Annotated in this window: 23 protein-coding genes; 13 read left to right on the top strand and 10 right to left on the bottom strand. The window is 66.9% G+C overall.

Annotated features, from left to right (window positions below; all coding sequences use genetic code 11):
* Positions 1 to 3 precede the first annotated feature (3 nt).
* Complete coding sequence (locus tag ACTIEY_RS16315) at positions 4 to 405, bottom strand: hypothetical protein (protein WP_439520176.1); 402 nt, start codon at positions 403 to 405, stop codon at positions 4 to 6.
* A gap of 141 nt (positions 406 to 546) precedes the next feature.
* Here ACTIEY_RS16315 and ACTIEY_RS16310 point away from each other — a divergent pair, with 141 nt between their 5' ends.
* Both ACTIEY_RS16310 and ACTIEY_RS16305 read left to right on the top strand, forming a co-directional pair.
* Positions 547 to 1173: a DUF924 family protein gene (locus tag ACTIEY_RS16310; protein WP_439520175.1), complete on the top strand. Its 627-nt coding sequence runs from the start codon at positions 547 to 549 to the stop codon at positions 1171 to 1173.
* 139 nt (positions 1174 to 1312) lie between these two features.
* Complete coding sequence (locus ACTIEY_RS16305) at positions 1313 to 3139, top strand: choice-of-anchor I family protein (RefSeq protein ID WP_439520174.1); 1827 nt, start codon at positions 1313 to 1315, stop codon at positions 3137 to 3139.
* A gap of 6 nt (positions 3140 to 3145) precedes the next feature.
* On the opposite strand, the gene ACTIEY_RS16300 is transcribed toward ACTIEY_RS16305, so the two are convergent.
* Positions 3146 to 4369, bottom strand: coding sequence for a DUF2157 domain-containing protein (locus ACTIEY_RS16300; protein ID WP_439520173.1), 1224 nt, complete (start codon positions 4367 to 4369; stop codon positions 3146 to 3148).
* A 75-nt stretch (positions 4370 to 4444) separates the two neighbouring features.
* On the opposite strand from ACTIEY_RS16300, the gene ACTIEY_RS16295 reads away from it, so the two are divergent.
* Both ACTIEY_RS16295 and ACTIEY_RS16290 read left to right on the top strand, forming a co-directional pair.
* Positions 4445 to 6277, top strand: coding sequence for a glutamine--tRNA ligase/YqeY domain fusion protein (locus tag ACTIEY_RS16295; protein ID WP_439520172.1), 1833 nt, complete (start codon positions 4445 to 4447; stop codon positions 6275 to 6277).
* A gap of 16 nt (positions 6278 to 6293) precedes the next feature.
* Positions 6294 to 6701, top strand: coding sequence for a phage holin family protein (locus ACTIEY_RS16290; RefSeq protein ID WP_305540480.1), 408 nt, complete (start codon positions 6294 to 6296; stop codon positions 6699 to 6701).
* A gap of 4 nt (positions 6702 to 6705) precedes the next feature.
* On the opposite strand, the gene ACTIEY_RS16285 is transcribed toward ACTIEY_RS16290, so the two are convergent.
* Positions 6706 to 7761, bottom strand: a complete 1056-nt coding sequence (locus ACTIEY_RS16285) for a phosphotransferase enzyme family protein (protein ID WP_439520171.1) — start codon at positions 7759 to 7761, stop codon at positions 6706 to 6708.
* Between the two features lie 73 nt (positions 7762 to 7834).
* On the opposite strand from ACTIEY_RS16285, the gene ACTIEY_RS16280 reads away from it, so the two are divergent.
* Positions 7835 to 8161, top strand: coding sequence for a hypothetical protein (locus ACTIEY_RS16280; protein WP_439520170.1), 327 nt, complete (start codon positions 7835 to 7837; stop codon positions 8159 to 8161).
* Positions 8162 to 8180: 19 nt separating this feature from the next.
* Here ACTIEY_RS16280 and ACTIEY_RS16275 read toward each other — a convergent pair whose 3' ends face one another.
* The 3 genes from ACTIEY_RS16275 to ACTIEY_RS16265 are packed head-to-tail and all read right to left on the bottom strand — an operon-like array spanning position 8181 to position 10412.
* The gene (locus tag ACTIEY_RS16275) at positions 8181 to 8855 is read right to left on the bottom strand and encodes a cold shock domain-containing protein (RefSeq protein ID WP_439520169.1); all 675 of its coding nucleotides are present in this window, start codon (positions 8853 to 8855) and stop codon (positions 8181 to 8183) included.
* Between the two features lie 38 nt (positions 8856 to 8893).
* A complete protein-coding gene (gene pcp, locus ACTIEY_RS16270) occupies positions 8894 to 9544 on the bottom strand; it encodes a pyroglutamyl-peptidase I (RefSeq protein WP_439520168.1) in 651 nt (216 codons plus the stop codon).
* A gap of 1 nt (position 9545) precedes the next feature.
* Positions 9546 to 10412, bottom strand: coding sequence for a DUF3014 domain-containing protein (locus ACTIEY_RS16265; protein ID WP_439520167.1), 867 nt, complete (start codon positions 10410 to 10412; stop codon positions 9546 to 9548).
* A gap of 161 nt (positions 10413 to 10573) precedes the next feature.
* Here ACTIEY_RS16265 and ACTIEY_RS16260 point away from each other — a divergent pair, with 161 nt between their 5' ends.
* The gene (locus ACTIEY_RS16260) at positions 10574 to 11035 is read left to right on the top strand and encodes an SRPBCC family protein (protein WP_439520166.1); all 462 of its coding nucleotides are present in this window, start codon (positions 10574 to 10576) and stop codon (positions 11033 to 11035) included.
* Here the strand turns inward: ACTIEY_RS16260 and ACTIEY_RS16255 are convergent.
* Positions 10998 to 11810 carry a tRNA-uridine aminocarboxypropyltransferase gene (locus ACTIEY_RS16255; protein WP_439520165.1) on the bottom strand — a complete coding sequence of 271 codons (813 nt, stop codon included), beginning with the start codon at positions 11808 to 11810 and terminating at the stop codon, positions 10998 to 11000. The two genes, ACTIEY_RS16260 and ACTIEY_RS16255, sit on opposite strands and share 38 nt — an antisense overlap.
* Positions 11811 to 11996: 186 nt before the next feature.
* Between ACTIEY_RS16255 and ACTIEY_RS16250 the strand changes: the two genes are divergently transcribed.
* Entirely contained in the window at positions 11997 to 12356 is a 360-nt protein-coding gene (locus ACTIEY_RS16250) for a hypothetical protein (RefSeq protein WP_439520164.1), read from the top strand.
* A gap of 89 nt (positions 12357 to 12445) precedes the next feature.
* The gene (locus ACTIEY_RS16245) at positions 12446 to 13666 is read left to right on the top strand and encodes a hypothetical protein (RefSeq protein WP_439520163.1); all 1221 of its coding nucleotides are present in this window, start codon (positions 12446 to 12448) and stop codon (positions 13664 to 13666) included.
* Between the two features lies 1 nt (position 13667).
* Here ACTIEY_RS16245 and ACTIEY_RS16240 read toward each other — a convergent pair whose 3' ends face one another.
* Positions 13668 to 14357, bottom strand: a complete 690-nt coding sequence (locus ACTIEY_RS16240; RefSeq protein ID WP_439520162.1) for an SOS response-associated peptidase — start codon at positions 14355 to 14357, stop codon at positions 13668 to 13670.
* A gap of 83 nt (positions 14358 to 14440) precedes the next feature.
* Between ACTIEY_RS16240 and ACTIEY_RS16235 the strand changes: the two genes are divergently transcribed.
* The 5 genes from ACTIEY_RS16235 to ACTIEY_RS16215 all read left to right on the top strand — a co-directional run bounded on the left by ACTIEY_RS16235 (position 14441) and on the right by ACTIEY_RS16215 (position 16664).
* Positions 14441 to 14932 carry a TerB family tellurite resistance protein gene (locus tag ACTIEY_RS16235; RefSeq protein WP_439520161.1) on the top strand — a complete coding sequence of 164 codons (492 nt, stop codon included), beginning with the start codon at positions 14441 to 14443 and terminating at the stop codon, positions 14930 to 14932.
* Positions 14933 to 15044: 112 nt separating this feature from the next.
* Entirely contained in the window at positions 15045 to 15488 is a 444-nt protein-coding gene (locus tag ACTIEY_RS16230) for an RcnB family protein (RefSeq protein ID WP_439520160.1), read from the top strand.
* A 66-nt stretch (positions 15489 to 15554) separates the two neighbouring features.
* Positions 15555 to 16145 (top strand): DsbC family protein, encoded by a 591-nt coding sequence (locus tag ACTIEY_RS16225; protein WP_439520159.1) that lies wholly within the window; start codon positions 15555 to 15557, stop codon positions 16143 to 16145.
* Between the two features lie 86 nt (positions 16146 to 16231).
* Positions 16232 to 16372, top strand: coding sequence for a hypothetical protein (locus ACTIEY_RS16220; protein ID WP_439520158.1), 141 nt, complete (start codon positions 16232 to 16234; stop codon positions 16370 to 16372).
* Between the two features lie 10 nt (positions 16373 to 16382).
* Positions 16383 to 16664 carry a DUF427 domain-containing protein gene (locus tag ACTIEY_RS16215; RefSeq protein ID WP_439520157.1) on the top strand — a complete coding sequence of 94 codons (282 nt, stop codon included), beginning with the start codon at positions 16383 to 16385 and terminating at the stop codon, positions 16662 to 16664.
* 19 nt (positions 16665 to 16683) lie between these two features.
* On the opposite strand, the gene ACTIEY_RS16210 is transcribed toward ACTIEY_RS16215, so the two are convergent.
* Both ACTIEY_RS16210 and ylqF read right to left on the bottom strand, forming a co-directional pair.
* Positions 16684 to 17283, bottom strand: coding sequence for an NAD(P)H-dependent oxidoreductase (locus ACTIEY_RS16210; protein ID WP_439520156.1), 600 nt, complete (start codon positions 17281 to 17283; stop codon positions 16684 to 16686).
* Between the two features lie 78 nt (positions 17284 to 17361).
* Positions 17362 to 18303 (bottom strand): ribosome biogenesis GTPase YlqF, encoded by a 942-nt coding sequence (gene ylqF, locus ACTIEY_RS16205; RefSeq protein WP_439520155.1) that lies wholly within the window; start codon positions 18301 to 18303, stop codon positions 17362 to 17364.
* Between the last annotated feature and the right edge of the window lie 87 nt (positions 18304 to 18390).

The raw sequence follows: 18390 nt of genomic DNA, 5'->3' as shown, positions 1-18390 counted from the left end.
CGATCAACGATGCCCGTGACGGTGACCGCGATGGCCGCGGTGGCCGTGACCGTGGCGGCGGTCATCGAAACGGGGACCGTGGCCCCAATGCGAACGGTAGACCGGACGCGGGGCGTAGTAGGCCGGTGGCGGCACGTAATACACCGGGGGCGGTGCGTAGTAGATGGGGCGCGGCGCGTGGTAGACCGGGCGCGGCGCGTAATACACCGGCGGCGCGTTGGACACGCCCACGGCAACGCCGGGGGTGTTCACGCCGATGGAGAAGTACACGTCATTGCCGCGGGCCTGGGCCTGCGTGGCGATGCCGGACAGTGCCCAGGCGCCGGCGGCCAGGGTGGCGATGGTGAGACCGCGTGCCCAGCCCGAGCTGCGGCTCCAGGCGGTGGTGAACGACAAGGCTTTCATGTGGGGCTCCTTAGGCAGGGCTGGATGGCACCCTGTGAACGTATTACAGAATTTTCCGCGCTACGCTGTTCCACATGCACGGTCAAAGTCGTAGCCAGACGTAACGACACCGGTAAAGGTATCCACTTCCTAGGGAAAACCATGAATACACCCGCCCCATCCCACCCGCCCAGTGCGCAGGACGTCATCGATTTCTGGCTCGGCGACGGCCTGGAACGCGGCTGGTGCTCGGACGACCGCGACGATCTCTGGTTCGCGGGCGGTCCGAAGCTGGACGCCACCATCCGGGATCGCTTCGGCGCGCGGGTGGAACAAGCCCTGGATGGCGGCCTGGGCGCGTGGGAGGCGCAGGTGGAAACCCGCCTGGCGCTGGTGCTGCTGCTCGACCAGTTCCCGCGCAACATCCACCGCGGCCAGCCGCGAGCGTTCGCCGGCGATGCGCGTGCCCAGCAACTGGTGCAAGCGGCGCTGGCCAGCGGGATGGACCGTGACATGGCGCCCGTGGGCCGCGTGTTTCTCTACATGCCACTCGTGCACGCTGAAAACCTCGCCCTGCAGGACGAGGCGGTGGCGCGCTTCCAGCAACTGCACGACAGCAGCGAGGCGGCGCTGCGCGAGAAGCTGGCGCGCAACCTTCACTTCGCCCGGCTGCACCGGGACATCGTGCTGCGCTTTGGCCGCTTCCCGCACCGCAATGCGGCCCTGGGGCGCGAGAGCACGGACGAGGAACGGACGTTCCTGAAAGACGGCCCGCGCTTCGGCCAGTAGCTGCGGGTGGCGACGCACGCCGACACCGTTTCGTCACACCACCGTCACGGCGGGTCCATACAACCGGGGGTTTCCACCCCGACTGTCACGACCCACCATGAGACCCACTTCCCTCCGCTTGTTCAGCTCCACCCTCGTCATGACCGCCGTCCTCGCCGCCTGCGGTGGCGGCGGCGACAACCCGCCCGCGCCAGCCCCCGGCACGCCCGTGCCCGAAGCCACGCCGGTCAGACTCACGCTGGAGAAAATCGGCGGCTACAGCACCGGCCAGTTCGGCGTGAGCGCGGCCGAGATTCCGGCCTTTGATGCCGCCAGCAAGCGCCTCTTCGTGGTGAACGCCCAGCTCGGCGCCGTCGACGTGCTCGACCTGAGCAATCCGGCTGCGCCGGTAAAGATCAACGTGCTCGACGCCACCGCCGTGCTGGCCGGCGCCGAAATCAACAGCGTGGCGGTGCACAACGGCATCGTGGCCGTGGCCATCCAGGCGCCCGTGAAAACCGACAACGGCCGCATGGCGCTCTACCGCGCGAGCGACCTCGCCCTGCTCGGCTCGGTGGCCGTGGGCGCCCTGCCCGACATGGTGACTTTCACGCCCGACGGCAACACCGTGCTCGTGGCCAACGAGGGCGAGCCCAGCGACGACTACCAGATCGACCCCGAAGGCAGCGTGAGCGTGATCGACGTGCGCAACCCGGCCACGCCGGTGGAACGCAAGGCCACGTTCGCCGCCTTCAACGGGCAGGAAGCCACGCTGCGCGCGCAGGGCGTGCGCATCTACGGCCCCGGCGCCACCGCCGCCCAAGACCTGGAGCCGGAATACATCGCCGTCTCGGCCGACGGCACCACGGCCTGGGTGACGCTGCAGGAGAACAACGCCCTGGCGCGCGTGAACATCGCCACCGCCACCGTCACCAACGTCCTGCCGCTGGGCTTCAAGGACCACGGCGTGGCCGGCAACGAACTCGACGCCTCCGACACCGACGGCTCCATCATCAACATCCGCACCTGGCCGGGCGTGCGCGGCATGTACCTGCCCGACGCGATGGCCTCCTACACCGTGGGCGGCCAGACCTACCTGGTGACCGCCAACGAAGGCGATGCGCGCGCCTGGGGCGAAGGCAATGCCGCCTACTGGGCCGGCGACGCCACCCAGGGCTTCGTCGAAGAATTCCGCGTGAAGCACCTGGTGAACCGCAACGGCTGGGCCGGTCGCGCGGGCGACGACCTGCCGCCGCAACTGAACGCCCTGGCCGCGGGCGGCCTGCTCGACCCCGCCACCTTCAGCTACTGCGGCGCCATCGCCGGCGACCCGGCCGGCTGCCGTGCCGACGCCGCGCTGGGCCGCCTGAACATCAGCTGGACCATGGGCTACCGCACCAACCCAGACGGTTCGCCCATGATGTTTTCCGCCGCTGGCGTGGCCGACCCCGCCGGCAACCGCCTCATGTACGACCAGCTCTACAGCTACGGCGCGCGCTCGTTCAGCATCTGGAACGCCAATGGCACGCTGGTGTGGGACTCGGGCTCGGCGATCGAGAAATTTTTGGAGAGCCCGGACTGCCGGCTCGGCCGCAGCCGCAGCATTCCCTGCGCCACGTACTTCAACTCCGGCCACGACGAAGGCAACGCCATGGACAGCCGCAGCGACGCCAAGGGCCCCGAACCCGAAGGCCTGGCGCTGGGCAAGATCGGCAACAAGACCTTTGCCTTCATCGGTCTGGAGCGCATGGGCGGGGTGCTGGTGTACGACATCACCAACCCGATGGCGCCCACCCGCGTGGACTACCTGAACACCCGCGACGAATGGCTGACCGACCCACCCGACCTGGCCACCGCTGGTGATCTGGGCCCCGAAGGCCTGGTGTTCATCGCCGCGAAGGATTCACCCAACGGCAAGCCGCTGCTGGTGGTGGGCAACGAGGTGAGCGGCACCACCGCCGTGCTGCAGCTGAACCTGACGTATTGAGCGAACTCAGCCGGACGCCAGCGGCTTCAGTGCCGCTGGCAGCCAGCTCGCCAGGCGGGCATGGATGGCGGCTTCATTGCGCTGCCACCAGATGCCCAGCGCCACCACCGCCAGGCCGAGCAGCGTGAGCGCAAACGGGAACAGCAGGCTGTTTTCGAACACGCGGTGCGCCAGGTAGCCCAGGTAACCTGCCACGCCAAACCCGCCCAGCACGGTGAACACGCGCCGGCCGATGGCAGCGCCCAGGAACACCAGGAACACGTTGATCAGTCCGTAGAGGAACTTGTTGAGCTCGGACTCGCTTTCGCGCAGGCTCAGGCCACACCAGAACATGACCGCGCCAAACAGGTAGAGCCAGAAGGCGAAGTCCTGGCGGTCTTCGGCCTCGGTGGCGGTGCGGGTGCGCAGGTCCACCCACACCGCAATGGCGCAGGTGACCAGGCCGAACACCATCGACACGTCGCGCGTGAACTCCCAGTCGAAGCCTTCTTTCTGCATCAGCATGTGCGCCACGTCCATGTTCATGTACCAGAGCGTCACGGCCACCGGCATCACCATGAAGGGCAGCTTGTAGCGCCACAGCAGCACCACGGCGGCGGCCAGGGTGGCCAGTTCCAGCGTGAGCCAGCGCCAGTCGATGAAGCGGTGGTAATCGCGGTAGCTGTCGGGTCCACCTTCTGGCCACAAACCGACGCCAACCTGGAAGGACCACACCACCAGCGACACCAGGCACACCGCCAGCGTGGCGAGGATGCCGGCTGGCGTGCGCAGGCCCTTTTTCAGGAGGTTGCCCGCCACCGCCAGCGCGCCCACGAGGTAGCCCAGCGCGAGCGCAAATACGCCCCAGGCGCCAAACAGCTCCCAGCCCAGCGTCATGAAGAGCGTCATGGCGCCAATGGCCAGCATGCCGCCGAAGTAATAGAGCGTGTTGGTGAAGGAGAACACCGGGCTGGCATGCACCCGCGCGGGCTGCGGAAGTGCTTCGAGCGGCTGGGGATGCGTGTCGATATCGGGCGCGGCCTTCACGCGCAGCGGGCTGCCCGGCGTGGCCCACGACGCCCAGAGCGCATGTGCCTCGGTGGGCACGATGGCGCCCTGCTCCACGGCGTTCTGCACGTCGCGCCACGAGATCTGCACCCGCACGCTGGGCAGAAACACATCTTCGGCCTGGGTGATCTCCCAGCGCGAGGGCTCTTCGCCGGGCATGGTGTCGGGATTGTCTTTGTTCATATGTGTTTCCTCTTCCTGTGGGCAGGACGATAGCGGAAACCCGTGCCGCGGCAAACCACATCAATAGAATGCGGCATGAGCTCCACCACCCCCGCCAGCAAGCCCCACACCCCCGCCGAAGACGGCGAACACAAGGTCAGCAACTTCCTGCGCCAGATCATTGAACACGACCTGGCCGCCGGCACCTATGCCAGCCGGCAATGGGCCGGCAGCCCCGGGGACGCGGCCCACCACGCCGCCGGGCAACCCGACCCGGCAAAAATCCGCACCCGGTTCCCGCCCGAGCCCAACGGCTACCTGCACGTGGGACACGCCAAGAGCATCTGCCTGAACTTCGGCCTGGCGCGCGACTACGGCGGCGTTTGCCACCTGCGCTTTGACGACACCAACCCCGAGAAGGAAGACACCGAGTACGTCAACAGCATCATCGATGCCGTGAAGTGGCTCGGCTTCGATTGGCAGGCCCAAGGCGAGACCCACCTCTACCAGGCCAGCGATTACTTCGACTTCATGTACCGCGCCGCCGAGTACCTGGTGGAGGCCGGCCACGCCTACGTGGACGAACAGACCGTGGAGCAGATGCGCGTGAACCGCGGCGATTTCGGCAAGCCTGGCGTGGACAGCCCCTTCCGCAGCCGCACACCGGCCGAGAACCTGGCGCGCTTCCGCGAAATGCGCGACGGCCAGCACGAAGACGGCAGCATGGTGCTGCGCGCGAAGATCGACATGGCCAGCCCCAACATCAATCTCCGCGACCCGGCCATCTACCGCATTCGCCGCGCCACGCACCACCACACCGGTGACAAGTGGTGCATCTACCCCATGTACACCTACGCGCACCCCATCGAGGACGCGCTGGAGCAGATCACCCATTCCTTCTGCACGCTGGAATTCGAAGACCAGCGCCCGTTTTACGACTGGCTGCTGGAACGCCTGTGCGAAGGCGGCTTGCTGAAAAGCCCGCCGCCACGGCAATACGAATTTGCGCGGCTGAACCTCACGTACGTGATCACCAGCAAACGCAAGCTCGCGCAACTGGTGTACGACCACAAGGTCAACGGCTGGGACGACCCGCGCATGCCCACCATCGTCGGCCTGCGTCGGCGCGGCTACACGCCCGAGAGCATCCAGCTGTTCGCCGACCGCATCGGCGTGACCAAAAGCGATTCCTGGATCGACTATGGAACGCTGGAGGGCTGCCTGCGCGAAGACCTGGAGAACAAGGCCCACCGAGGGATGGCCGTGCTCGACCCGGTCAAGCTGGTGCTCACCAACTGGGGTGAGGTGTTCGGCTCCGACGACCACACCGAAGACTGCACCCAGCCCGCCCTGCCCCACAGCGCCGTGCCCGAAGGCCAGCCCGCGCCGCCCGATCGCACCTTCAAGATCGGCAGAGAGGTGTGGATCGAACGCGAAGACTTTGAAGAAGTGCCGCCCAAGGGCTACAAGCGCCTGTTCCCCGGCAATGTGGTGCGCTTGAAAGGCGGCTACATCATCGAGTGCACCGGGGTGGGCGCCAAGGACGCAGCCGGCACAGTGACCGAAGTGCACGCCAAAGTGATCCCCGACACCAAGAGCGGCACCCCCGGCGCCGACAGCGTGAAAGCCAAAGCCGCCATCACCTGGGTGAGCGTGGCCGACGGCGTGCAAGCCGAAGTGCGCCTCTACGACCGCCTGTTCAGCGACCCGCACCCGGATGCGGGGGGCAAGGACTTCATCGAGGCGCTGAACCCGGACAGTTTGAAAGTCGTCACCGCTTATGTGGAGCCTTCACTGGCGGCGGCGAAACCAGACGAGAAGTTCCAGTTCGAGCGGCACGGGTACTTTGTGGCAGATCGGGTGGATCATGAGATTGGGGAGCCGGTATTCAACCGGGTCACGGGGTTGAAGGACTCCTGGGCCAAATGACCTCCAGGACCTCTGCATGCTCACCAACCTGACCCCCTTCCTCCTCCATTGGGCCATCACCGCCCTCTCCCTCTGGGTGGCGAGCCATCTGTTCAAGGGCATCCGATTCGGCAGCACCTCGGCGCTGGTGGTGTCGGCCCTGTTGCTGGGCCTGGCCAATGCCATCGTGCGGCCGCTGCTGGTCTTCCTCACCCTGCCGTTGACCGTGCTCACCTTCGGCCTGTTCCTGCTGGTCATCAACGCGCTGATGCTGTTGCTGGTGGCGAAGATCGTGGACGGCTTCAAGGTGGATGGGTTCTGGACGGCGTTCTGGGCCAGCCTGTTCATCGCGGTGCTGAGCTTCGTGCTGGGCGCCTTCGTGCTGGGTGGCTCGCCGGAATTCACGATCGATACCGGGCCTGGGGATGGGCGGGTCTGGCTCTAGTCACTCATGAGCGTGAGGTTGACTCACTGCCCGCCGCCGTGACTCCAGCGACAGCCAGCTCCAGCCCCTCCCACTGCGTCAACACCTTCACCTGCCGCTGCAGATAGTCCAGCGGCATGGCCTGCGAGCCCCACACAGGCACGCGCCCGGCGTATTCGCCCAGCAGCCAGAACTGGCGCACCGCCACGAACATGGGCAGGGCGGCCAGGTCGGTTTCGGTCAAGGGGCGCACCGCCTGATAGGCGGAGATGAAGTGGTTCCACCGCACCAGCGCCTTCTCGCTCCACACGCCGTCCACGTTGCGCGGGTGCAGCCACCACGGGTACACGGCGAGTTCGTAGGCGAGGTAGCCTGGGCCTGTGTCGTCGAAATCGAAAAACACGGCCTGGCGTTCACCTGCGCCGTTCTCGCCCTCGTTCACGGTGATGAAGTTGTTGTCGCTGTGCGCGTCGCCGTGGCAGAGCACCTGGGTGAGTTCGCCAAGCGCGGCGACTCGGTCGTGCAGGCGCAAGCCGAGGGCTTCGAATTGGGGGCGGAGTTCGGCCGTCATGGTGGGCGCGCGCAACAGGTGTTGCAGCGGACGCAGCAGCAGGTGATCCAGATTCAGGGTGTAGTGGGGCGCGTCGCTCTGCCATCCTTCACCCGCCGTGTGCAGTTGCGCCAGGCCGCGGCCAAAGGCCTCGATGTTGGCAGGCAGGTCGGTGGTGGCTTCGCCGTCCAGGTGTTCGAACAGCATCACCTCGCGTTCGCCTTCGGGCAGCGTGATGCGCACCGCCACGTCGCCGTTGGTGGTGGGCAGGCTCGCGGCCACGGGGCAGCCACGCGCGCGCAGGTGCTGCAACACGTCGGCCTCGAACCGCAGCCGGGGCTCGCCGCGCGGGCGCGCCGCGCACAGCCGGGCCACCACGCGGCGGCCGTCCGCCAGCGTCAGGCCATACACCTGGTTGAAGCTGCGCCGCAGGAATTCAGCGGCCACCACATCGCCCAGCGGGTAGTGGGCCTGGACCACGCGCGCCATGGCGGCGGCCGTGGGTGTGGACTGCGCAATCTCAAGCTGCATGGCCGGGCCCCGTTGGGAAAAAGGGCGCGATTATAGAGAGCGACCCATAATGGCCGCCGCCCCGCACCCCGCCATGAGCCGTCGCCCCCACCACCACGTCTACGTCATCGAGCTGCACAAAGACGTGCTGCTCGAGCACAAGTTCCGCCAGTGCAACCCGGACTACGTGGACGGCAAGCCCTGCGTGTACGTGGGCATGACCGGCCTGGACCCGGACGTGCGCTTCGACAAGCACAAGGCAGGCATCCAGTCGAACTCGTACGTCTTCAAGTACGGCCTGCGCCTGCTGCCGGACTTGTACGAGGGCTTCAACCCGATGCGCTACGACGACGCGGTGGACAAGGAGATCGAGGTGGGGATCGACCTGCGGTCGGCGGGGTTCGGGGTCTGGCAGGCTTGAGGCGCGGCAGCTGGCTACGTCACCGTCCAAAAGACCCGTTGCAGAGCTGCTGCTCACAGGGAACCCCATCGCCGTCCCCGTCCATCTGGGTGCCTGGGCAGTTCTTCAGGAAATAGGTCGCCTCTGCGCAGGAAGACATCTGCGAACAGTGCTGGCGGCCATCGCACTGGAACGATGCGCGCTGGGCAGGCGCCTGGGCGGTCAACGGACGGGAAACCACGGGTGGCGGTCGCGGCGACTCGGGAACCGCAGTCGTCGGGGCAACGAGCGATTCCACGGGTGGTGCCACCGAAAGCCGGGCCGCGCGTTCGCGCGCACCGGTGAACTGGTTGTAGACGAACCCCACGAGGCTGGCGATCAGCAGGAGCGCGATGAGGCCCGTTCGAAACGACCACGATGTCCGCGAGTTGGATCGAGCCGTTCGGCGATGGCGATCGATTCGGGTGTGGGGCTTGGGCATCGCTCGCGCCACGCCAGGCCTTTGCACCCGCACAGCCCGCTTGCGCCCATCACGATCTCGGTCGATCTCGAAGGTGAGTGGCTCACCCACGATGGGCTGGTGGCCGTCGCGGGGAAATGACGAGACGTGAACGAACACGTCCTGTCCACCCTGTTCGGCCGCGAGGAAGCCAAAGCCTCGATCGATGTCCCATTTTTTCAGCGTGCCGTTGAAGCGGGTCCCTGTGTTGCTCATTGACATTCCTCCCGAGCCGGTCACAGATCGTACGGGATTCAATCCGTCGCGCCAGCCCCCAACGCCTGATCTGTCTGCACCTGCAACGCACACCGCACCGCCGCCCGCAAGCCGCGAACGATGTCCTCGAGCGACATGTGGGGTGCGCCCTGCTCTGGCAACCACGGCACGTGCACGAAGCCGCCGCGGGTCTGCCGCAGGGCTTGGTGGGTGGCCAGCGTTCGCATGAGCCCGTAGAACACGTGGTTGCAGACGAAGGTGCCGGCGGTTTGGGACACTTCGGCTCGCACGCCCTCCTTCTGCAGCGCGGCGAGCATGGCCTTGATGGGCAGGGTGGTGAAGTAGGCCACGGGCGCGCGGGGCACCACGGGCGTGTCGATGGGCTGGGCACCGGCGTTGTCGGCGATAGGGGCATCGTTCACGTTGATGGCCACGCGCTCGAGCGACATGGCATGGCGGCCGCCGGCCTGGCCCACGCACACCACGAGTTCGGGCTGGTGCTCGCGCAGCAGCGCGTTCAACACGCGCAGCGAATCGTCGAACACGGTGGGCAGTTGCGCAGCCACCACCGTGCGGCCGAGCATCTTGCGGCCGTGCAGCGCCTTCACGGCGAGCCAGCTCGGGTTGATGGTTTCTCCACCGAAGGGCTCGAAGCCCGTGAGCAGCACCTTGTGGGTGTGCAGCGCCATGTCAGCGCCGGGCCACGCGGGCGCGGATGTCGACGAGCTTGGCGCGCAAGCGCTGGTGGTGGTCGGCACCGGTGCGGATCAGCATTTTCTGCCCGGCCGACAGGGACTGCAGCGCGGGATCAGAAAACTCGTAGCGCACCCACGGGCGGGTGGACGGCACCTCGCCCTTGACTTCGACGAGCGTCACCGCCAGCGGCCCGGTCTGCACGGGCGTGGCGATGAGGTGATCGAGCACCTGCACCAGGCGGTCGTTGAAATAGCGGCCCGGAAAACCGAGCTCTTCATAAGCCTGCTGGAACAGCGGGTAGAGCCGGCGGTAAACCGCCACGGCCTTGGCGGTGTCCACCGATTCAACCAGTTGCACGAAGGGCGCGTAGCGCTGGCTGTTGTCGGGGTGGATGCTTTCCACACCGGTGTCGCTGCGCTGCGTGGTGAAGCGCTGGAGTGTGGGATACACGGGCCACACCATCAGCGGCGCCTGCTCACGCGGCAGGTTGTCCACCGTGGCCACCACCCGGCGGATGAAGCCGTCCATCTGCAGGAAAGTCGTCACGTCCTTGCTGGTGATGACGTCCGTGATCAGCTCGCGCACCAGCGCGTCGGCGCTGGCCAGTGCAGGCAGCGGCGTGGGTGCCACGGCGGTCTCGGTGCCGGGCGGGTCTACCGGGTGCTGGATGGCCGGCTCTGCCGCCGGTGCGGACGCTGCCGGCGTGGGCGCGTCGGCCGGCGCCGTGACGGCCACGGGCTCGGGCGGCTCGACGCGTGAACGCTGCTCGAAATGGCGCCAGGCGAACCACGCGGCCACAGCGAGCGCCACCACCACGACGGGAATGACAACGGGGAGTCGGGAAGTGGGTCGGTCTTGCATGCCTCTTCACCTGTCAAGGGGTTGGGGGCCTCCCATGCTACGCGGCTGCGTTTGTCGCACCCGCGGGCAAGGCTATTCTGCGGCCTTGTCGAAACAGGTCCCTGTGCTTCGTCGTGAGGCTGTGGACCGTTCCACCCTTCCAGACCATCCAGGAGTGCAGCATGAGCAATTCCCCCGCCACGGGCACCGTGACCCTTCACCGCGTGCTGCCCGCACCGCCCGAGCGCGTCTACCGCGCCTTCATCGATCCGGACGCCATGCCCAAGTGGTTGCCGCCGCACGGATTCACTGGGCGCGTGCTTCACATGGACGCGCGCGTGGGCGGCAGCTACCGCATGCAGTTCACCAACTTCAGCAATGGCCAGTCGCACGCCTTCGGTGGTGATTACCTCGAGCTCGTGCCCAACGAGCGCATCGTGCACACCGACAAGTTCGACGACCCGAACCTGCCGGGGGAGATGCGCGTGACGCTGACTTTCAAGGCCGTGTCGGTGGGCACCGAGCTGCACGTGGAGCAGACCGGCATCCCCGCGGTGATTCCCGTGGAAGCCTGCTACCTCGGCTGGCAGGAATCGCTGCAGTTGCTCACGCTGCTGGTCTCGGCAGAGATTCCAGCGGAGTGAAGCCCCGCGCACCCGCCGCCAGGGTATGCAGGCGCAGGTGCGCTTCGCTCCCCGGGTTCAGCGGCGCACTCAGTCGCAGACTGAGATAGCGCTCGCTGAACACATCGAACCACGCAGCCAGGGTGTTCGCGGCATGGTCTTCACCCGCCAGCGCCATGCACAACGCCGCCACCTCGGCGGTGCAGAAATGGCTTTCGCAAGAGGACCTTCGCAACCGGTACTGAGAGACCACCTGATCCGGTTGCAGGCTCAGCACGGGCAGGCCGTCCAGGTACGGGCTCTTGCGAAACATCTTGCGCGCCTCCGACCAGGTGCCGTCGAGCAGGACGAACAAGGGCTTGCGCGAATGCGCCGCCCCCAGCGCCATGCCCTGCGCGGGCGGCAGCTTTGTCACCACCCGCTGGGCTGCCGCGAATTCGCCTGGAAACACCACATAGGGTTGCCATTGCGGATCGGCCAGCAACGCGAGCAGGCCGGGGTCCACCGCGGTTCGTGACCAGCCGAATGCCCACGTGTCGCGCACCACGTCGGCCACCAGCCAGCCGGTGTTGGTGGGCTTGAGGGCTTCGATGTCACCCATGACCAGGCACATGCCGGCGCGGGTGGGCACCTGCGGGCGCAACGCACACACGCAATGGCTCGCGATCAGCCGGCAGCCCGCACAACGCACCAGGCCCGATCCACGCGCCAGATAGGGTTTTGCACTGGCGGCCAGCCGCGTGGCGCGAAGCCGGAAAACGGCGTGTTCGGGTGACGGGGACGGCGCAATGGGCATGCGGCAAATATAGGCGCTTTGCGCAGGCCTTTTACTTACTTGTCAGGCGCCCGTTCACACCAAGGCATCACCGCCGGTTGCGGCCAGCCGGTCAATCGCCCGCTTCGTCGGTCCGCACGGTGCCGCTCGTCGGCCGTGCCGCATGATGCCTGCCATCACACACGCACACAACGATTTCCGCGCGACATGAGCAAGACGAAGAAGCCGGCCCGCCGACGGTCCAGCCGACGCAGGACCCCACCGCTGCTGGCCAATGGGGTGGGCGCCACCGCCGCCGGCATGGCACTGTGGCTGCTGTCTCTGATGATGGAGGCGCGTGGCCTGCCCCCGGTGGCCTCCAAGGCCCTGCTGGCACCCGCCTGGATGGCCATCGGAATCGGCATCGCCCTGCTGGTGCTGCACCTGCTGGAAAAGCGCCGCACCCAGGCCGAAGCCGACATGCTGTTGCGCCAGCACTCCACCTTCCTGGAACCCATGCCCAGACTCAAGCCCCGGGGCAAGCATGGCGAAAGCCGAAATCGATCTGCGAACCTTTCCACGCGGTGAAGGCGTGCTCCACTGAGCGCTGGCACTAACCCCGTCAAAGTGTGCAATAGGTCCAGGGAAGGCCGTCTGGCGGCCACCATAATTCGCGCATGTCCATTTCCGAGATCGCCGTCTGGTCGGCCATGCTGGGGGGGCTGCTGACCCTTGCAGCGCTGGCGTTGGCCGACGTGCTGGACAGCCGCACCCACGGCTCTGTGCGCAACCTGTTGTTCGTCCTGTTCACCGGCACGAGTTGTGTGGTGATCACCGGTTTGCCGGAGGCTTTTTTCCCCAACCTGCCCGAGCGGCTGATGATGGTGCTCAAGGCCAGCCTGGGGCCCACGGCGGGCGCCGTGGCATTGCACTTCCTTGGCAACTGGCTCGGTGGCGTGCGCGAAGACGCGCTGATGCACCGTCTCACCAACTGGGGCGCGGTCGTGCTGCTGCTGGCCTCGCTCGCTCTGGCTGTGGTGGCCGCGCTCGCGCCGCTGGATCATTTCCGCCCCTTGCTGCTGGCGGCCGCCCTGGTCAACCTGGTGCCCGTGCTTCTGGCCTTTTTCGCGGTCGTGCGCGCCACCAAGCTGGGGGATCCCCTGGCGCGCTGGATGCTGCTGGCCATTGGCTGCCTGGGGTTGATGACCACCGGTCTCTACATGCGGGGTCTGGAAGTGCAGGGCCTGGGTCTGGGTGCCTGGATCTTCACGGCCACCGTGACGCTCGTCTACTTCCTCATGGCCTCCGTGCTGGGCCTGCTGCGCAACCGCCACAACCGGGAACTCTCGCGGCTCTCACGCCTGCAGCAGGGTGCGGACTCCGCCACCGGCCTGCCCACCGGCTCTGCCTTGCTCGCCCAGGTGGAACACGCCTTCTGGCGCACGGCTCGCCGCCATGGCGAATGCACGGTGATCTGCGTCTACGTGAGCAACCTCTACGAACTGGCGGAAACCGCGGGCCCCGGGGTGGAAGGCCAGATCCTCATCACCCTCGCCGCGCGCATCCGCCGGGCCGCGGGTTTCCGTTGCGTGGTGGGCCTGTACCACCCGCGCTGCTTCGTGGTGGTGACCACCGCCGACAAGCACCAGACCCCGATGTCGGAGATGCTGACCCATCTGCGCGGCGCGGTGTCGCACCCGCTGACCGTGATCGACGAGAAGAAGGCGCGTCAGCTGTTCCGACCCCGACTGGGCCTGGGTGTGGTCACGCTGGATCCCGAAGGCGTGAACCCCATGGACGTGCTCAACGATGCCGAGCGCCATGCCCTGGCCAAGGTGCTGATGCCCAGCCGTCTGATGGAAAACGACATCGAGACGGTCCCGATGCAACTGAGCTGAGTCAGGCTGCCGGTCCTTTCTGCACCGGGTTGGCCGTCAGCGCGCTGGCAGCGTAGGCGCGCATGAATTCGCCGGCTTTGGCGGGATGCGCCCCCAGCCAGGCATCAAAAGACCCGTCGTTCAGGATCACCACCATGCGCTTCTCGGCGCCCGGCTGCTGGTAACGGTGCAGGAGGGCATGGCTGTTGGCGTTCACCGTGAGCAGGCAACAGCTCACGATCACCTCACCGTCGGCGCCGCGCCAGCTCTCCCACAGCCCCGCCACGCCCATGGGCCTGCCGTCCACGCGGGCAATGCGCGTGGGCACGGCCTTGCCGCTGCGATGGTCGTCCTCGCGAAACGCCATCATCGGAACGATGCAGCGCTGAGCCCCCAGCCAGGCCCCGCGGAAGTTGTTCGAGGTGGTCACGATTTCCGAGCGTGCGTTGACCAGTTTGGTCGAGCGCAGCTTCGCATCGGACGCGGACTTGACCCAGGGTGGCACCAGACCGAACTGTCCGCCCACCAGCTCGCGTTGCAGCGCACCTGCGGGGCCTTCGCCATCGACGTGCGGTGCCTCGGCCTTGCGGCGGATGAAGACAACGGGGCGGCGCGGCCAGACATCGCGGCCTGGCGGGTCGAGCGGCGGGTCCACGTCGAAAGCATCGCGGTACAGTGTGTCGGGGCGCAGGCTCTCGAAGTGGGTGGTCATGCGGCCATGCTAGCTGACCGCGGCCGGGAACCCCGGGCACCTGCCAAGGCTCCACCCTTATCCGGCCACCAACCCAAGCCACCATGCTCTCCACCCTCAAGGACCTGTTCGACAACCTCACCGCCAGCCTGACGGCGCCGCCCGGCGCGCAGGGTCCCGCCGAGCAGGCACACACCCTGCAACTCTCCACCGCAGTGCTGCTGGTGGAAGTGATGCGCGCCGACCCGACCCTGCAGGACAGCGAGCGGGACGCCGTGCTGACGGCTCTGCGCCGCAAGTTCGATCTGGGTGATGACGAACTCGAGCGTCTGCTGGAGCTCGCGCACGAGACGGCCCGCACGGCCTACGACTACCAGCGTTTCACGGCGCTCATGAACGAGCGATTCACCCAGGAACAGAAGATCAACGTGGTCGAAGCCATGTGGGAAGTGGCCTTTGCAGACCACCACCTCGACGCCAACGAGCACCACGTCATCAGCAAGGTGGCAGGCCTGCTGCATGTGACGCACGGTGAGTACATCGCGGCCAAGCTGCACGCGCAGGACACCTTGAAGCGGCGCAGCGGCGCTGCCTGATCCGGGCGCCACACACTGCTACGCAACTTTGCGCAGCGGGTGCCGGGCGTTTACGCCGGCGATACAGGCGGGGAACACGATGGAGGCTCACCAACCCCCAGGAGTCACCTCCATGAAATCCCGAAACCTTGTTGTCCTTGCTGTTGCAGCCGCCACCCTCGGCATGAGCACCATGTCGTTCGCGCAGGGTCCTTTCCAGGGTCCGCGCCACGAGGCCCCCAGAATCATCAAGGTCGATGATCGGCGCGATGACCGACGCGACTTCCGGCAGGACCGCCGCGATGACCGCCGGGACTTCCGCGAGGAGCGCCGGGAAGACCGCCGCGATTTCCGCCACTCGCAGAACATGCGCCACTACAACGCACGCGGCCCCGAGTTCCGCCGCGGCCACTACATCCCGCGCGAATACCGCAGCCGTCAGTATGTGGTGACGGACTACCGCGCGCACCGCCTGTCTGCACCTCCGCGCGGCCAGCAGTGGGTGCAGGTGGGTGGCGACTACGTGCTGGTGGCCATTGCCACCGGGCTGATCGCCCACCTCATCCTCAACCGTTGAACGTGCCCGGGGACAGGGCGAGTCTGCGATGATTCCACTCAGCGCAACTCCCTGTTCCCGCCCACCATGCAACGCCGTCTCTTCTCCCTCTCCCTGGTCGCCTCCCTCACCGCTGCGCTGACCGCCTGTTCGAAGCAGGACAGTGCCAGCGCGCCAGCAGCGGCTGCCACCCCCATTCCCCCCGCCCAGGCCCTGGAGGTGCTGGCCAAGGAAGGCAAGGGCTTCACGGTGGGTGCGCTCATGAGCGCCAACACCGTGTATGTGCTTTTCGATCCCCAGTGCCCACACTGCGCGCACCTCTGGCAGTCGTCCATCCCGCTGCAGGGCAAGGTCAAGTTCACCTGGTTGCCGGTGTCGCTGCTGAACGCCAAGAGCCTGCCCCAGGGCGCTGCCATCCTGACTTCGGCCAACCCGGCAGACACCATGAACACCCACGAACGCGAGCTGCTGGCCAACGGCGGTGGCATCGCGGCATCGGCCAGCATCGCGCCCGACGTGGAGGCCGCGATCAAGAACAACACCGCGCTGCTCGACCGCCTGGGCGCCACCTCGGTGCCGTTCATGGTGGCCAAACACCAGGGCAGTGGGCAGGTCGTGACCCAGGCCGGAGCCATGGGAACCGAGGCGCTGGCCGCGTTCCTCGGCATGGCGCAGTGAGCCGCCTGAGACGCCGATGAAACACGCCTTTTGTCGCTTACCATCGCCGCATCGAGCCGCGCGTCGCGGCTGTCATTGGAGGTCTCATGGGCAAGGAACAGCGCAACGAAAAGATGAGCAAGAAACCCAAGAAGGACACGTCCGCGCCCAAGGGCCCGGTCAGCTCCGACCGTCCCGTGCCGCCGGTCACTTCCGTGCTGCCGCGGGGCAAGGAAAAGAACAAATGAGCGCCGTCGCATGAAGGCCACCTGGAACGGCGTCGTGGTCGCCGAGAGCGACGACACGGTGGTGGTGGAAGGCAACCACTACTTTCCCGACAGCGCGCTCAAGCGCGAGTTCGTGACCTTCAGCAACCACCGCACCAGTTGCCCCTGGAAAGGCCAGGCCAGCTACTACTCGCTGCTGGTCAACGGCGAGCTCAACGCCGACGCCGCCTGGTACTACCCGGACCCCAAGCCCGAGGCAGACATGGTTCGTGGGCGGGTGGCATTCTGGAAGGGTGTGAAGGTCGAGGCCTGAGCCCGAGCCGGGCCCGGCCTCACTCGCCCTTCTCCCCCAGCTTTCGCAAGCAGGCCCTCCATCGGGTCACCCCGGCTTCGCCGAGCTGGTCGACCGTGCCGATGAGCGTCTCGTGGATCGGTGCAAATCCGACAAATCCCAGTATGTTGCGCTCCAGGGACTTCAGGCTGTGCGCCCGGAAGTACCAGCGGTACGCGAGTGCGGGCATGCCCATGGTCACCACCACACGGGCAGAGCGGCCGGATAGCGGCTTGTGGCCAAAGGGCTTGGCGCCCTCGGGACCCACGGCAAATCCAGGCCTCGCCACCTGTTCGAGGTAGCCCTTGAGGAGCGCTGGCATGTCGCCCAGCCACAAGGGAAAGAAGATCACCACGTGCTCGGCCCAGACAATTTCTGCCTGAGAGGCTTTGAGCATCGGTGGGACTTCGCCATGCAGCCAGTCGGCTGCGCGCATGAGCAGGGGAAAGTCGATGGCGCCCACCACCACACGGCGCACCCCGTGTCCGCCTGCCATCGCGCCTTCGGCATAGGCGTCGGCCAGGGTGCGGTTGAGGTGCGGCCCCTGAGCATCGGGATGGCCTTCAATGAGGAGGATGCGGCGAGCGGCAAGAGACGTCATGGCGGGCTCCGGAGGTGCAGGCCCGCATGCTCTCACCGCGGACCGCGCCCCGCCTTGACGCGGATCAAAGCGGCATCGTCAGCGCCGGTCGGGCTTGCGCGCTTTCGGCGCGCGCTCCTTCTTGCGTTCCTGCCGGGCCGCGTCGGCCTTCTGCCCTGCGTTCAGCCAGCGGCTGAATTCCTCAGGTGTCTCCAGCGTGATGCGGCCCAGCGCGCCGCTTCGGAAATCGGCAATCAACAGCTCGGCGGCCTTCTGCAGGTTCACGGCACCGCCACCCGCGAGCGCACCACGTTTGCGGCCGATGGCGTCCAGGAGTTCGTCGTCGTGCAGCGCGGCGATGGCGTCTTCGCTCAAGCCCAGCCGGTAGCGCGCTTCGAGCAACGCGCCGTAGGCGTGCTTGAGTCTGGCCAGCAGCTCCAGCGCCACTTCCTGGTCGTCGTAGGCGTTGCGTCCCACGGCGCCACTGGCGGCCAGGTTGAAGCCGCTTTCGGGCACCACGATGCGCGGCCAGAGCATGCCGGGCGTGTCGAACAGGTAGAAATCGTCGGCCAGGGCAATGCGCTGCTCATTGCGGGTGATGCCGGCCTCGTCGCCGGTCCTGGCCGCGCGCTTGCCCATGAGGGTGTTGATGAGGGTGGACTTGCCGACGTTGGGAATGCCGCAGATGAGCACCCGCATGGGCTTGACCATGCCGCCGCGCAAGGGCGCGAGTTCATGACAGGCGTCGATGATGGCGCGCGCGGGTGCGGTGACGCTGGCATCGAGCGCAATGGCGCGGGTGCGGGGCTGCGCGTTGTAGTGGGCCAGCCACAGCGCAGTGCGTGCGGCATCGGCCATGTCCTGCTTGTTCACCACCTTCAGCGTGGGCCTGCCTGCGGTGAGCTCGCCCAGCAGCGGGTTGGCGCTGGAGCCGGGCAGGCGTGCATCGAGCATTTCGATGACGACGTCGATGTCTTTCACGCGCTCGGTGATGGCCTTGCGCGTGAGGTGCATGTGCCCGGGGAACCACTGGATGCTCATGGCGGCGATTGTGCCTTGGTCCTTGGTGTAACCCCCGGGTCCGGCGGCTGGAGCCATCCCTACAATCGTCCCCACTTCCACACCCGC

This window comes from Hydrogenophaga sp., from assembly GCF_051858985.1.
GTDB lineage: Bacteria > Pseudomonadota > Gammaproteobacteria > Burkholderiales > Burkholderiaceae_C > Hydrogenophaga.
This window is presented reverse-complemented; position numbering and strand designations above follow the sequence as displayed.